This is a genomic window from Sphingobacterium sp. BS-2 (genome assembly GCF_046161205.1).
Lineage (GTDB): Bacteria > Bacteroidota > Bacteroidia > Sphingobacteriales > Sphingobacteriaceae > Sphingobacterium > Sphingobacterium mizutaii.
On the sequence record NZ_JBIXGO010000008.1, the window covers coordinates 120,511 to 134,990 of the forward strand.

The window sequence follows — 14,480 nt, forward strand, 5'->3', positions numbered from 1 at the left end:
TTTGTTAATGTTTACGTGGTTTAGATGCAGGTCTCATAGGCAAAGGTTTAGGTTGTGCCTCCAAGACTTTCTTTAGTTTTATAAATGCTGGATGGTCTTCCCTCCAAATATTTTCAGTTTCTATAAGTCCATCTTTGTATTGATAGAGTTCAAATTGTGGTTCTTCATTACCCTGGATTGTTTGCCATGCTATCAATCGATAATCTTTGTCCCGAATGGCACGCCCAAGTTTTCCATCTCTTGGAAAGCAATGGTAAATGGTCTCTTTTAAGCTTCCTTTTCCTGAACGGATAAAATTAGCATAGCTTGTGCCATCAATGGGCTGTTGTATCTTGGTTAATTTCAGACCGCTAAGTGCTGCCAATGTAGGGTAGATATCTACAGTTTCAATCAATTCCTTGCTGTGTACAGCCTTTTTCATATCAGGATGTTTGATCAGCAGAGGAATCCGATTGGCCAATTCATAGTTAACATGTTTCGTCCACATACCCATTTCCCCCAATAGGTAGCCATGGTCTCCCCAAATTACAACAATTGTGTTCTTGTCCAAGCCTGTGCTTTGTAAATGTTTTAATACCTTGCCGATTTGTACATCAACATAGCTGACTCCGGCATAGTAACCATGGATAAGGTCCTTGGTTAAGGAAGCTGGAAAGGGATCACTATCCTTTGCAGCTGGGATCTGTGCATATTGTGAAATTTCACCATCCCTTTTTACAGCCAAAGATGGGGCATGCTTAGGATTGCTTTGAATGGTCGGAAATGGCAACTTGTCCTTATCATATAGATCCCAATATTTTTTAGGGACCGTAAAGGGTAGGTGAGGCCTGGCAAATCCTACAGCCAAAAAGAATGGTTTTTGATTTCCTTTTAGTTCATCCATCCGCGAAATCGCTTCCTGAGCAACCCTGCCGTCGGCATAGGTTTCATCCGATACATCCAGTTTTTCCCAAGCAGAGCCTTTTTCCAATTGGTTGGCATATTCCCAAGTTTTATTGGCGAATAATGCTTCCTCTCTGGTTTCCTTGTCATGTCCTTTTTCAGCATATTCTATGACCTTGTCATGCCAATGGGGAACCGACCAAGATTGTTCATCGTTATAGGTATTATGGCCGACATGGAAAACCTTTCCAATTGCAGCGGTATAATAGCCATTGTTTTTATACAACTCTGGGAGGGTCGTTGCTTCAGGGTAAAAATCCCGAAATGCCCTCCCAAAATCATATAACCCGGTAGATGTAGATCTTGATCCTAGCAGCAGGTTGTACCTAGAGGCAACACAAACTGCTTGATTGCTATAGGCTCTCTCGAAGACCATTGCATTTTTGGACCATTTATCAAGGTTTGGACTGATTGCAGCTTTATCGCCGTATACTCCCAGTGTAGGACGCAAATCATCCACTAGGATCATCAATACGTTATACTGCTTTTCCTGCGCTTGGCAGAAGCTAAATAAAGTAATGATGATGAGGGTTATACGGCTTAAAATCTGCATTTCCAATTATTTAACTTGGTGTATGTTAGCGTCGTAAATAGCTTCAGTAATACCATTGATTTTAGCGGCAACTCGAGCAAACAGGATTGGATTAGCCTGCAATTCTGGACCGATATCCAGCGTCAGAGTCACATTGCCATTTGAATCCCCCGATTTATTCGCTCTTTTCAGGAAATGGCCCAAATCCACAAATTTGGTCTTGCCTACCAATAGGTTGACATCATCCAAGGTTTTGCTTGGGTCGAGTTTCTCCACATTGAAGGTTGCTGTTAAGTTATTTCCATTCAATTGGTATTTGATATCCTTGAGATCATAGTATAGATCTACTGGAAAATCAATATTGGTATTGCCATTGAGCTGGACGGTCATGGTGTCGGATTTAGATTTCCAAGGACCATTTCCAGGAACAGTAACCAGTTTATAGGTACCGTTAAATAGGGCAGCCGAGAAAGAACCATCTTGAGTGACAAATACATCAATAGGATTTTTTAAAGCATATCCATCTTGCCATAATTGCAGGCGAACGGAATTATTAGAACCTCTAACTCCAACAGCTGCACCTTTATAGGTTACTTTGCCAGTCAGGTTAGCATTGGGAGCATCGTAATTGTCCTTCCCGCAGGAAAAGAGTAGGGCATGGCTTAGGAATAATCCGATGGCTAGTATGTTTAATCTTTTCATTGTCTTATTGATAAGGGTTACGAACTAATTTTGGATTTCTATCGATCCAACCTTGGTCGATAAAGTTGTAATAATTTTGGAACCTGAAATACCTAGGATACATAACGTGACTAGATTTGCGTTTCTCAAAGACCCATTTTCCATGGTTTGGAGTTCCAGGTGCATAGACTTTGTAAGGGAATAACACATACATAGTCGCTTTTGGATTATCTTGTTGGCCATTCCAAACGGTATGTGCCATTCTCCATCTTTTCAAATCCCAATAGCGGTGATCCTCAAATGCCAATTCAACTCTTCGTTCTTGAACGATATCATTGAAGGTTACTGTAGTTAATTTTTGGATGCCAGCACGATCTCTTATTTGATTGATGAATCCGGCAACTTCGGTTTGAGGTTTGTTTAATTCCAAAGCTGACTCTGCTGCGATCAAAATAATTTCCCCCAATCTAAAACGGACAAACCACATATCGCTACCACGTCCACGTGTTGAAGCATCACGATTTTCTTCCAAAAACTTACGGATGTTAAATCCAGATTTGTTTACAAATTGATCATTAGAAGTTGTAGGTCCATCCATACTGGTAATCAAACCGTATGGAGCTTCAGATTTTCCAGGTTCAGCTGTCTTAACCTTCCAAGTACCGCCTTCCAAATATCGCACTCCGGCTTGGTAGGTGATGGTTGAGCCTAAGAAGTCTGCACCCGAATAGATGATGGTTCCATATAACCTCGGATCTTTTTTGGCAAAGACATCAGATGGATTGTTATAATAGATAAAATCTCCCGAACCATTGGTCAGTTTTAATGCGCCATTGCGATCATCGGTGTATTCGAAATCCTCTACAAGATTTAACACGGGAGTAATGATATTGGCATCAATATCTCCACGAACAGAAGAAGCGATGATATTATTGGTGTATTGATGTGTTTGTCCAGGATATTTATAATCCCTTGCCCAGATAACCTCCGTGCTCCCTTTGCTGCTTACGGCCTCATAGAAGTTTCTTCCCTTATCAGCATTCTTATTGTATAATTCATAAGGGCTGTTTTGTAAGATATCTTTAGCGGTTTCATAAGCTAGCGTATAGTATTTTGGAGCTTCGGCAACTGGTATTCCTACTTCACCACCACTGGTCTTAACTTCTGGTGTTTTATAATTGTACTTAGCGATAGACCCAGCATATAAAGCTGCCCTGGCTTTCAAGGATAATGCCGCCCATTTATTGGCTCTGGCCGAGTTTGGATTCTTGGCAGAAGACAATAAGCTGCTGATTTCAGTACACTCTTTAATGATATAATCATAGATCTCTTTTTCGGTAGAACGCGGATATTGAAGCGTGGTGATATCGATACCGGCTTGGTAATCAAAAACCTCATCATTGATGATGGGAACCCCACCTAAGCCTCTAGCCATATTGAAATAAGTCCAAGCCCTCAGGAAGCGTGCTTCACCTTCAAAGTTATCCTGCGTAGTTTCACTGAAAGAAGAGTTTCTAACCCCATTGATAAATAAGTTGAGGTCTCTAAGCAGCGTATAATCATATACACGCCAAAGCGCATCGCCATAATCTTGCATATTGTTGGGGCCACCGGAAGAAAAAGCAGCTTCATCCAGCATCGCCATACTTCCAGTATTCGCGATATGTTGTCCCCAACTTACTCTTCCATAATAATTGGCCAATACGGAAGCAACCATTTTTTCGTCTGTATAGACCTGTTGATCTGAAAGGATAGATTCAGATTCTCTGTCCAAAAACTTGGAACAGGATGCAGTACCTGCCAATAATGCTGCTGATAGAATATATATTTTAAATTTCTTCATGACTAAAAGGTTAGGTTTAATCCCACATTGATTACTCGGTTCGTAGGGTATTGGATTCCAGATTCTGAAGTGATCTCTGGGTCAATTTTCATTTCGCCTAGATTATCAATACTGAATACATTCTGCATCATGGAATAGATGCGAATATTCCTGAATCCCCATCGTTCTGTCATTTTGCTTGGTAGGGTATAACCTACTTGCAGGTTTCTTAATTTCAGATAAGTAACGTTCATCACCCAGAAATCGCTGTGCCAATAGTTACTGTGGTTTTGGTTTCCGCGGATCAGTGTTGGGAATTTTCCTGGTATCAATTCGCTGTTCGGATCGGTGATGTCACTCAAGGTCCATTGGTTTTCCATGTAGTAGGCAGCATTGTTACCTCCATCATGGAATGGTAACATACCTTCCCAGTTTGCACGGTAGGATGCAAAGGAAGCTCCGGTGAAATCGGCAGCCAAATCGAATCCTTTGTAACCTAAACCAAGGTTAACGGCAAAGTTCAGATAAGGTAATCCACCTTGCCTGTAACCGATTGGTCTTTGATCCAGTCCATTGATGACTTTATCGCCATTGACATCATTGTATTTGATATCTCCAGGTCTTAGGCTGGTATTACCTTGGCCATCATTGTCTACATCATAATTACGGATCTCATCCCAGCTTTGGAATTGACCCAAGGATTCATAGCCCCAGTTTAGGAAGGCGTATCGGTTTAGGATAGAACCTCTATATTGATCCCAAGCATTACCAAATCTTGGTTTATATTGTTCGCCATCAATCTGTCTAGCAAAAGTGAAGTTACCACCAATGTTATACCTGAAATCTTGAAGGGTGCTGCTCCACATAATGCTACCATCCATACCTCTATGGATATCGGAATTTAGGTTTTCGTAAGGTAATCCAAATCCAACCTCAGTAGGTAATAGTACATCATAGCGCGATGCAGGTAATCCAGTTCTTTTTCTGTTGAAATAATCAATGGAACCGGTCAGTTTGCCACCTAATAGCGCAAAGTCAATACCTACATCGAAGGTATTTGCTCTGATCCAAGATAGGGTAGTCACTGGTAATCCGCGAGGCTGTGCACCTACAACATAGTTTCCATTGATAACCGAGCCACCTTGTTTGTAGGTGTAGCCTGGCATAAAGCCAAATGCAAAGTAGTTCCAAGGATCCAAGTTATCATCACCCAATACACCATAAGAGGCACGGACCTTTAAATCGGTGAATTTGGAGCCAAAGTTGGAATCTTTCCAAAAGTTCTCTTTTGAAATTCTCCAACCTGCCGAAACTGAAGGGAATAATCCCCAACGGTTGCTTTCTGGAAATTTCCAGGAACCGTCATATCGAGCAGATAGTTCCAAGAGGTATTTTTGGGCAAAGTCATAATTGATACGACCTGCGAAACCAGCACGTGCTTGGGTGTCATTACCGAAATCATCAAATTGGTCCATAGTCTGGAAATACATCAATGATAAGGCATTTGATGCGGGCCTATCATGTGCCCAAAACCTTGGGGTATCCCTTTGGATTGCTTCAGCTGCAAATACCCCAGCGATGGTATGCTCTCCAAATGTGCGGTTATAGTTCAAGGTTCCTTGATAACTCAATTCCTCTACCATCCGGATATCGCGCTCTCGCCATGGGTTGTCCATGCTGAAGACCACTGGATAGGTATCCGTTGCTTCATCATAACCGTAAAGCTTATAAGTGTATTCTTGGTTATCCATCCAACGGTTTGCAAGATAGTAGCCCATTAAGCCAGTCAGTTTTAAGTGGTCATTGATCTTATATTCGGCATTGAAGTTTAATTGCATCACGCGCCAAGTGTCCCTGAACTCTCCAGAAAGATCATAGTTCAACATCGCAAAGTTCGTTTCGGTGTTAGCGGCAGTTCTAGCTGGATATAGGGGATTATCGTTGGCATATGGCCTTGCAGTAGGTAAGTTTCTATAGATTGCAAACAAAGCCTGCCAGGTATCATCGCCACCTGGAACACCGGGTTGTCTGCGTTTTTCTATACGACCATTTAAGTTACCACCGATCTTCAATTTCTCGGAAACATTGGCCTCAAGGTTCAACTGAACATTGGTCCTTTTGAAACCACCATAATTTCTAATGATGGATTGTTGGTCTAAATGGCCTGCACTCAAGTAGTAATTGATTTTTTCTGAACCACCTGAAACACTACCGGAAATATATTTCTGTGGACTGGTTTCTAAGATATAATCATACCAATCCCAAGGTCTGTAACCTTTTTCAGTTCCTTGTTCCCATTTGGCAAGATCATCTGGCGTATACTGTGGGTTGGGGATGCCCAAGATAGCGTCAGATTGGATATAACTTTTTACATAGGTTGAGGCACTAGCTGGTCTAGGGAATCTAAACATGCTCTGCCAACCATAGTAAGAATTAATATTGAATTCGTTTTTATCACCACGCGAACCTTTTTTTGTGGTTACCACAACCACTCCGTTTGCTGCTCTAACACCATAAATGGCGGCTGATGCATCTTTAAGAACGGAAATGCTCTCGATATCATTGAAGTCAAGGTTGTTGAATTGGCCTTCATCTTTCTGTACTCCATCAATAACATAAAGTGGAGTACCCATGTTACGGATATTGATACTGGTGGAAGCACCTGGGCGCCCATCTGGCATACGGCTGTTTACCCCGGCGATCTTACCGACCATGGCACCCGAGGTCGTTGCTGCAACAGATCTGGCGATATCTTTGGAGGTCACCGTCGAGATAGCGCCCGTTAAGGATTCTTTCTTTTGAGTACCATAACCAACTACAACGACTTCCTCTAGATTGTCATCTGACGCCTCTAGGGTAATCGTCATATTGTTGCTCGCTTGAAGTTCTTGAGTGACATAACCGATGTTTCTAAAAACAATAGTTTCGTTGGTAGAAGAAACAGTAACCGTGAAATTACCTTGTTCATCTGTTACTGTCCCTGCATTTGGTTTTGACTTGGGGAACACGGTTACCCCCTGTAATGGTTCGCCTTGTTGATTACGTACAGTACCTTTTATTTCCTGTTGTTGGAATAGTGGGGCACGGAAGCTAACGGGGTGAGCATGAACAAACAGAGGAACCAATGGCATCGATAAGCCCAAAAGCAATAAATACCGAATGTGCAAAGAGTGTAGATTTCTTTTTTTCATTGGAAAATTGGTTAGTTTATAATTGATAATCAAATTTAAAGAGGGGGCATTTCATTAAATTGACTATTTATCTCAATTTATAGCCAATTTGTATCAAAGCCTGTTACAAGTGCCATAATAAAGAAGGGAGATATTTCTTTTTCAGGAAAATTCTTATTTTGCTAATGGTAAACCTATTTGATGAAAAACCTGCTGCTATTTACGGTCCTTATTATTTCTTTCCTTGGCAAAGCTTGGGGGCAGGTATTCAATTTTGACCATTTAAATATTACCGAAGGCCTATCTAATAATGCAGTGCTCTGCAGTACCCAAGATAAGAATGGTTTCCTATGGTTTGGTACCAAGGATGGGCTGAATAGGTTCGATGGGTATACCTTCAAAAAATATTTCAGTGATATTGAGGCTAGGAATGGGCTATCCAGCAATTATATTACTTGTCTATTGGTAGACCAATACAACGTGCTGTGGGTTGGGACCGATAATGGCCTGTATAAATTTCATGCTAATTCGGAATCCTTCAAGTTAGTTCCCGGGACTGAAATGAAGGAAATCATTGAGATGCAGCATGATGGAAAAGATAATTTATGGTTTCTCTCCAGTTACAAACTATTTAAACTGAATTCCAAAGCCTTGGAGCTTAAAGCTGAACCACTATTCCCTGATACTTATGTGACTGCCTTGACTAAGAATTCCAAAAATGAGGTATGGGCTGCGAGTCATCAAGGTTTGTTATCGGTAGACGGTAAAAACAGGATTGAATTCAAGGTCAATCAGGAGAAATCACTCAATGTTGAATCCATTGCCTTCGAAAATGACGATAAAATCTGGATCGGCACCCAACATAATGGTTTGATCTCGCTCGATATGAAATCAAAGAGATTTGATCTGGTCATTCCTTTTGTAAAGAATGGAACCCGGTTGTTTGTTCGGGATATCAAAAAAATCAATGAGAACGAATTGTGGATTGCCTCAGAGTCTGGGTTGGTCGTAATAGATACCAGAACCAATGCTTGGCGGGTCTTTTGCCATGAGCGGGACAATCCTTGGTCTTTATCAGATAATGCGGCATATAGCATTTTAAAAGACCATCAAGGTGGAATATGGATAGGAACCTATTTTGGGGGACTCAATTACTTTCATCATAAGCATAATTTATTTGAAAGGACTTTTCCAATGGAGAATCCGAATTCGATCTCTGGAAATGCAGTCCGTGAAATAAGACAGGATAAAAATGGGAACCTATGGATTGGAACGGAAGATAATGGATTGAACTTCTGGGATAAGCGGAATAATACCTTCCTACATTTTTCTACCAAGAATGGTCTATCCCATAATAATATTCATGGACTGGAAATCGTTGGTGACAGCCTTTTGGTTGGCACTTTCAATAATGGTCTGGACATTATCAATATAAACAGCAAAAAGATCATCGCCCATTATACCCAAGAAAATACCCATTCCGAACTAGGTTCAAATTTCGTTATGAGTACTTATAAGACCAAAGATGGACGGGTTTTCTTTACGACTCCAAATGGCTTGTATCAGTTTTTTCCGGGGAACGATAGGTTTAAAGTAGTAGATGCTGTTCCTGATTCTATTTTCTTTACCTCCATGTTGGAAGATAGGATGGGACGGATTTGGCTGACTACTTGGCGTGATGGAGTTTATCTCATCGATCCTGATTTGAAAAACAGCCAAGTCTTTAAGCATGATTGGGATAACCAATCTAGCATCAATAGCAACCGGACCAATAGGATACAACAGGATTCGGAAGGGAAAATATGGATAGCAACTGAGAACGGCTTAACGATATGTTCAGAAGACAATAAAATCGTCAAACGATTTACCAAATCGGATGGCCTACCGAGTAATTTGATCCTGTCGATGCAAGAGGATTCAAATAACAACATGTGGTTATCCAGTACCAATGGTTTGATCAGTATTGATATCAATACTTATGTGTTAAGTGTTTATAATAAAGAGTTTGGCTTGTCAAACCTACAGTTCAACTATAATTCCATGTTCAAGGATCAAGAAGGAAATATGTACTTTGGATCCACCAACGGCTTGATTAAATTTCACCCAGACTCCTTGTTGAGAGAAAGGAATAGCGAAACCAAGGTTCCTATTTATTTCACCTTTGCTAGGTCATCCAAAAGAAATTTGGAAGTCAATTATGATTATGCTGAAAAATTTACCAAACTGAGTTATGATAAGGTCATGCTTGATTATGATGAATCTACTATTCAAGTAGATTTTGCTGCCTTAAATTATGTAGATGCAGCTTCTACCTCTTATTTATATAAGCTGAAAGGATTTGACAATGATTGGGTAGTATCTAAGGAAAACAGAGCTTATTATACGAAATTGCCTTCAGGGGAGTATACCTTATTGGTGAAGGCACTCGATAGCCAAGGAAGGATTATTTCGGATGAGATATCCATTCCAATCGAAGTGAACAAGCCTTTTTGGGCAAGTGGCTTAGCTTTTGCCGTTTATGCTATTATCCTGATCCTCATTGTATTTTTTGTTTACCAATATTTTGATAACCAAATCAAGGAAAGAAATCGCAGGCAATTGATGGAGATTAATGCAAATCGGGAAAGGAGATTGTATCAGGCTAAACTGGATTTCTTTACGCAGGTGGCCCATGATATCAAGACTCCATTGACCTTAATCAAGGGACCATTGGAAAAGTTGGTTGACAATAAAAACCTTGCTGAAGATAGAACGGATAGGCTATTGACGACCATGCAGAAGAATACCGAAAAGCTGGTGCGATTGACAAACAGTATATTGGATTTTCGGAAGGTTGAAACCGATGAAAAACAGCTCAACCTGACAGTATGCAATATATCTGAGTTTATTACCGAGTTTATTAATGATTATCAAGCCTCTTTTCAATTGGAGGGAATCGTATTGACCCAGCATATACAACAAGGTGTTAAAGGCAAAATTGATGAGGATATGATCAGTAAAATTGTCGAGAATCTTTTTTCCAATGCGCTTAAATATGCTGATAAAATGGTTGATGTTCAGTTGATCGATGATGATAAGTTGAACTATTGGATATTGGAACTTAAAAATGATGGGCATGTCTTGAATAGAAGGGAGGTAGACTTATTGTTTAAGCCCTTCCATCGTTCCAACAAACATAGTCAAATTGAGGGCTCGGGCTTAGGACTGGCTTTGGCACATTCATTTGCCTTGCTACATTCGGGTGACTTAAGGTATGTAGAGAATTCCGAAAATTTAAATATATTCGTTCTCGCTATTCCTAAAAACCTATAAAAAAATGTCACACGAAATAGAAGTCCGTAAAATAATTCTATTGGTAGATGATCATCAAGAGATTTTAGATTTCTTGACAGATGATCTATGTGATGACTATGATATTGTGCAGGCGCATGATGGCTATCTGGCGTTGGAGGTTTTGCAGAAACAACATATCGATCTAATCGTTTCTGATGTGATGATGCCTAAGATGGACGGATTCGAGCTCTGCTCGCAGGTGAAGAAAAACCAGAACTATAAGCATATCCCTTTTATTCTTCTTACAGCTAAAAATAGCCTTCAAGCAAAGATTGAAGGTTTGGAACATGGGGCAGATGCTTATATTGAAAAACCTTTTTCACCTTCCTTCCTACAAGCGCAGATTAGGAGTTTGTTAAAAAACAGGATGTTTGTGAAGGAACATTATGCGCAGCATCCTGAACCTGAGGATCTGTTGCTAGGGAATTCCATTGAAGAGGATTTCATGGATAAATTACAGCAGCTCATCGTAGACCATATTGATGATACCTCCTTATGTGTGGAGTTTTTGGCGGATAAATTAAATATCAGTAGGCCAACTTTGTATAGAAAGATCAAGCAAACTTCCAATTTATCTCCGAATGAATTGATCAACAACCTGAGGCTCAAGAAAGCATCCCAATTACTGAACAGTGGTTCTTATAAGGTCTATGAGATATCCAATATGGTAGGATTTAGTTCGAGTTCTCACTTTATCAGGAATTTCCAGAAACATTTTGGCTATAGTCCGAAAGAGTGGGAGGCCAGATTCCAGCAGGAGAAGTTGGTGAAGTTTAGGTTTAATTAATCCCTTCAAAAAAGAAACTGGCCGACAGATCTGTCAACCAGTTTACATCGCTAATTTTAAAAAAAATTATAGGTAGAGTGTTAGTTTATTACACCTCTTCGCCCTTGAGCATTTTGTTCCAATAGAGGTGGGGTAAAATATATTTTTTCAATAGCCATAAGCGCCAATGCTCTTTGCTGCTATCCTTAATCAGCATTTGCTTCAATTTTGGATCTGGAGTGAATTCATTTTTATAATTAAATTCTGCCAATACCATTTTCCCATAACCCGTTACCAATGGACAGGAGGAGTAGCCTTCGTAGGTCTTATTATCAGCTGCTTGTTGTTGCATTAATTTGAGAAGGTTGTCTACCACCACAGGAACTTGTTTCCGGATAGCGGCACCTGTCTTAGCCGTTGGTAATGCAGCTACATCGCCAAGTCCAAAGATATTGGTGAATCTTTTATGTTGCATACTATTGATATCTACATCGAGCCAGCCAGCATCATTGACCAATTCAGAGTCCTTAACAAATTTTGGTGCTGTTTGAGGTGGAGCTAGATGCAATAGGTCAAAAGGCATTTCAATAAATTGCTCCATGGCCTGAGGAACTTCATCTGAATCGCCCTTATTGATTACACATTCGTTATCCTTTGGGTCAGAACTCTTAAAGGTGATGGTCTTCTTGTCAGAATCGATTTTGATAGGGGCATAGAAAGGTTTGAAATTGATGTTATAGCGTTTGATGACCTGCATCAAGGTATCGGCTATAACCTTTACGCCGAAAATCACAGAACCTGGAGTTGCAAATGTTACATTCACTTGGTCAGATAGATTATTTCTCTTAAAATAATCACATGCCAAGTACATTATTTTCTGTGGAGCTCCACCACATTTAATAGGTGTCGTTGGTTGGGTAAAAACCGCATTCCCACCTTTGAAGTTTTGAATGCACTCCCAGGTATATTTTGGGTCGATATAGTTGGAGCATACCACACCTCGGTCCACAGCCTCTTGCAATCCCTCGATTAGGCTGAGATCGTTGACCAAACCACAGGCAACAATCAAGAAATCATATTCTAAAACCTCTCCATTATCCAATTGGATGCTGTTTTTTAGAGGAGAGAAGGAAATTACGGCTTGCTTGATCCAGGTGCAACCTTCGGGGATCAAGTCTTTCATTGGTCTAACAGTTTTATCAAAATCATAGGCTCCAGCACCAACCAATGTCCATGCCGGTTGATAATAATGTTTCTTGGCAGGGTCAATAATGGCTATTTCTAAGTTTTTATCCTTTTTGAGCAGCTGGGCAGCGGTCATAATACCTGCCGTACCAGCACCGATGATGATGATTTTATAATGTATATCCATAAGTCTAAATAATGGTTAGTATAAAGTTAACATTCTGAAAACCTAGGCTTTGTAACTTTAGTTACCAAAGAGGGATACTTCTTACCATACATCAATGCACAGCTATACAGATTTAGTCACCTTTGTATAGCAAATAAACAAAAACAAATAATTAAGGTATAAATAGAAAGGAATTAAGATGAACAATAAAGTATTAGGGTTACACCACATAACAGCCATTGCTAATTTGGCGCAAAGAAACTACGATTTCTATACCAATACCCTTGGGTTAAGAATGGTTAAGAAAACCGTGAATTTTGATGATCCAGGAACTTACCACTTCTATTATGGAGATGAAAAAGGTAATGCTGGAACCATCCTAACCTTTTTCCCTTGGGAAGGAATTGGCAAAGGTAGAACTGGGGGTGGAATGGCAACAGAAATTGCGTATTCTGTTCCAGAAGGAAGTTTAGAGTTCTGGACCGAACGTTTTGGTAAAAACAATGTTTTGACCGGTGAGGTGGTAGAACGATTTGGAGAATTGTATTTCCCTTTCCTTGATCCTGATGGATTAAATCTATCCTTGGTCGTTCCAAAGGATGCTGATAACAGAACAGGTTGGGCTACTGAAGCGGTAAGTAAAGAAGTGGCAACTAAAGGTTTTCATAACAGCACCTTAACTTTAAGGGAATTAGAGCCTACTGCGAAAGTTTTGACTGATTTGTTGGATTACGAACAAATCGCTCAAGAAGGAAACCGTTTCCGATTCAAAAGCAAAAATATAGATACGGCGAATATCATTGACATTTTAGTGGATGAGAATGCAGCTAGAGGTATCAATACGGCAGGAACCAATCACCACATCGCTTTCCGAGTTAAGGATGATGCAGATCAAATGGAATTACGTGAAAAGATCATGTCAGCTGGTTTACAGATCACACCGCAAATTGACAGGGATTATTTCCACTCCTTATACTTCCGCGAACCAGGAGGTGTGTTGTTTGAAATCGCTACTGAAAACCCTGGATTTGATGTGGATGAACCATTGGCAGAATTAGGTAATTCATTGAAATTGCCTAAACAATATGAGCCTCAGAGGTCTGCTATCGAAAAAGTATTACCTGTATTGAAATAAGATAATTTTATGAGGTGGATGTTGTACATCTGCTTCATTATTAAATTGTTGAATGATTAAATTTAAATAAAAAGATTATGTCAAAAGTATATCAAAGTGGAAACATCAATGACCCGAAGAAAGCTTTAATCATGATTCATGGTAGAGGAGGGTCTGCTCAGGATATCATGGGGCTTGCTGAATATTTAAAAGTTAATGATTATTTATTGCTAGGTCCAGAAGCTGAACAGAATACTTGGTATCCGCATTCATTTATTGCGCCAATTATCTCTAATCAACCAAATTTAGATATAGCCCTGGAATTAATTGGAGAAGCAGTTCAAATCGCAAATGAAAAAGGAATTGAGAATGAGAACATTTATTTCTTGGGTTTCTCCCAAGGAGCTTGCTTGACCCTTGAATATACCAGTAGAAATGCAAAGAAATACGGTGGAATTGTTGCTTTCACCGGTGGATTGATTGGTGAGAAACTGCATCCTGACCACTATACTGGTAATTTTGATGGCACTAAAGTGTTCATCGGCACTTCAGATCCTGATTTCCATGTTCCAGTAGAGCGTGTTCAGGAAAGCAGCAAATTGATGCGCGGATTAGGTGCCCAAGTTGAGGAGAAAATATATCCGAATATGGGGCATACCATCTCTCAAGATGAAATCAAGATAGTTAATGATACAATTTTTAATTAAGTCTATTCTCTATTTTTAATAATAAAACCCCTGAGGTCTATGGCCAAAGGGGTTTTTCACTT

At 40.0% G+C, this 14,480-nt stretch carries 9 protein-coding genes; 4 read left to right on the plus strand and 5 right to left on the minus strand.

Annotation, left to right across the window (positions count from 1 at the left end):
* Positions 1-4: 4 nt before the first annotated feature.
* The 4 genes from ACK2WI_RS02110 to ACK2WI_RS02125 are packed head-to-tail and all read right to left on the minus strand — an operon-like array spanning position 5 to position 7,168.
* Entirely contained in the window at positions 5-1,495 is a 1,491-nt protein-coding gene (locus tag ACK2WI_RS02110; RefSeq protein WP_409149608.1) for a sulfatase, read from the minus strand.
* Positions 1,496-1,501: 6 nt separating this feature from the next.
* Positions 1,502-2,176 (minus strand): DUF3823 domain-containing protein, encoded by a 675-nt coding sequence (locus tag ACK2WI_RS02115; protein WP_093096143.1) that lies wholly within the window; start codon positions 2,174-2,176, stop codon positions 1,502-1,504.
* Positions 2,177-2,180: 4 nt separating this feature from the next.
* Positions 2,181-3,998 carry a RagB/SusD family nutrient uptake outer membrane protein gene (locus ACK2WI_RS02120; protein ID WP_312697117.1) on the minus strand — a complete coding sequence of 606 codons (1,818 nt, stop codon included), beginning with the start codon at positions 3,996-3,998 and terminating at the stop codon, positions 2,181-2,183.
* 2 nt (positions 3,999-4,000) lie between these two features.
* Positions 4,001-7,168, minus strand: a complete 3,168-nt coding sequence (locus ACK2WI_RS02125) for a TonB-dependent receptor (protein WP_312697118.1) — start codon at positions 7,166-7,168, stop codon at positions 4,001-4,003.
* A gap of 180 nt (positions 7,169-7,348) precedes the next feature.
* Here ACK2WI_RS02125 and ACK2WI_RS02130 point away from each other — a divergent pair, with 180 nt between their 5' ends.
* A complete protein-coding gene (locus tag ACK2WI_RS02130) occupies positions 7,349-10,459 on the plus strand; it encodes a two-component regulator propeller domain-containing protein (RefSeq protein ID WP_409149611.1) in 3,111 nt (1,036 codons plus the stop codon).
* Between the two features lie 4 nt (positions 10,460-10,463).
* Entirely contained in the window at positions 10,464-11,267 is an 804-nt protein-coding gene (locus ACK2WI_RS02135; protein ID WP_093096150.1) for a response regulator, read from the plus strand.
* Positions 11,268-11,355: 88 nt separating this feature from the next.
* On the opposite strand, the gene ACK2WI_RS02140 is transcribed toward ACK2WI_RS02135, so the two are convergent.
* Positions 11,356-12,618: an FAD/NAD(P)-binding oxidoreductase gene (locus ACK2WI_RS02140; RefSeq protein WP_312697120.1), complete on the minus strand. Its 1,263-nt coding sequence runs from the start codon at positions 12,616-12,618 to the stop codon at positions 11,356-11,358.
* 178 nt (positions 12,619-12,796) lie between these two features.
* Between ACK2WI_RS02140 and ACK2WI_RS02145 the strand changes: the two genes are divergently transcribed.
* Entirely contained in the window at positions 12,797-13,732 is a 936-nt protein-coding gene (locus ACK2WI_RS02145) for a ring-cleaving dioxygenase (RefSeq protein ID WP_312697121.1), read from the plus strand.
* 77 nt (positions 13,733-13,809) lie between these two features.
* Positions 13,810-14,418 (plus strand): dienelactone hydrolase family protein, encoded by a 609-nt coding sequence (locus ACK2WI_RS02150; RefSeq protein WP_312697122.1) that lies wholly within the window; start codon positions 13,810-13,812, stop codon positions 14,416-14,418.
* Positions 14,419-14,480 lie beyond the last annotated feature (62 nt).

Coding starts and splice junctions, on each gene's coding strand:
- ACK2WI_RS02120 (WP_312697117.1), bottom strand. CDS start 3,998: ATGAAGAAATTTAAAATATATATTCTATCAGCAGCATTATTGGCAGGT.
- ACK2WI_RS02115 (WP_093096143.1), bottom strand. CDS start 2,176: ATGAAAAGATTAAACATACTAGCCATCGGATTATTCCTAAGCCATGCC.
- ACK2WI_RS02145 (WP_312697121.1), top strand. CDS start 12,797: ATGAACAATAAAGTATTAGGGTTACACCACATAACAGCCATTGCTAAT.
- ACK2WI_RS02140 (WP_312697120.1), bottom strand. CDS start 12,618: ATGGATATACATTATAAAATCATCATCATCGGTGCTGGTACGGCAGGT.
- ACK2WI_RS02130 (WP_409149611.1), top strand. CDS start 7,349: ATGAAAAACCTGCTGCTATTTACGGTCCTTATTATTTCTTTCCTTGGC.
- ACK2WI_RS02125 (WP_312697118.1), bottom strand. CDS start 7,168: ATGAAAAAAAGAAATCTACACTCTTTGCACATTCGGTATTTATTGCTT.
- ACK2WI_RS02150 (WP_312697122.1), top strand. CDS start 13,810: ATGTCAAAAGTATATCAAAGTGGAAACATCAATGACCCGAAGAAAGCT.
- ACK2WI_RS02135 (WP_093096150.1), top strand. CDS start 10,464: ATGTCACACGAAATAGAAGTCCGTAAAATAATTCTATTGGTAGATGAT.
- ACK2WI_RS02110 (WP_409149608.1), bottom strand. CDS start 1,495: ATGCAGATTTTAAGCCGTATAACCCTCATCATCATTACTTTATTTAGC.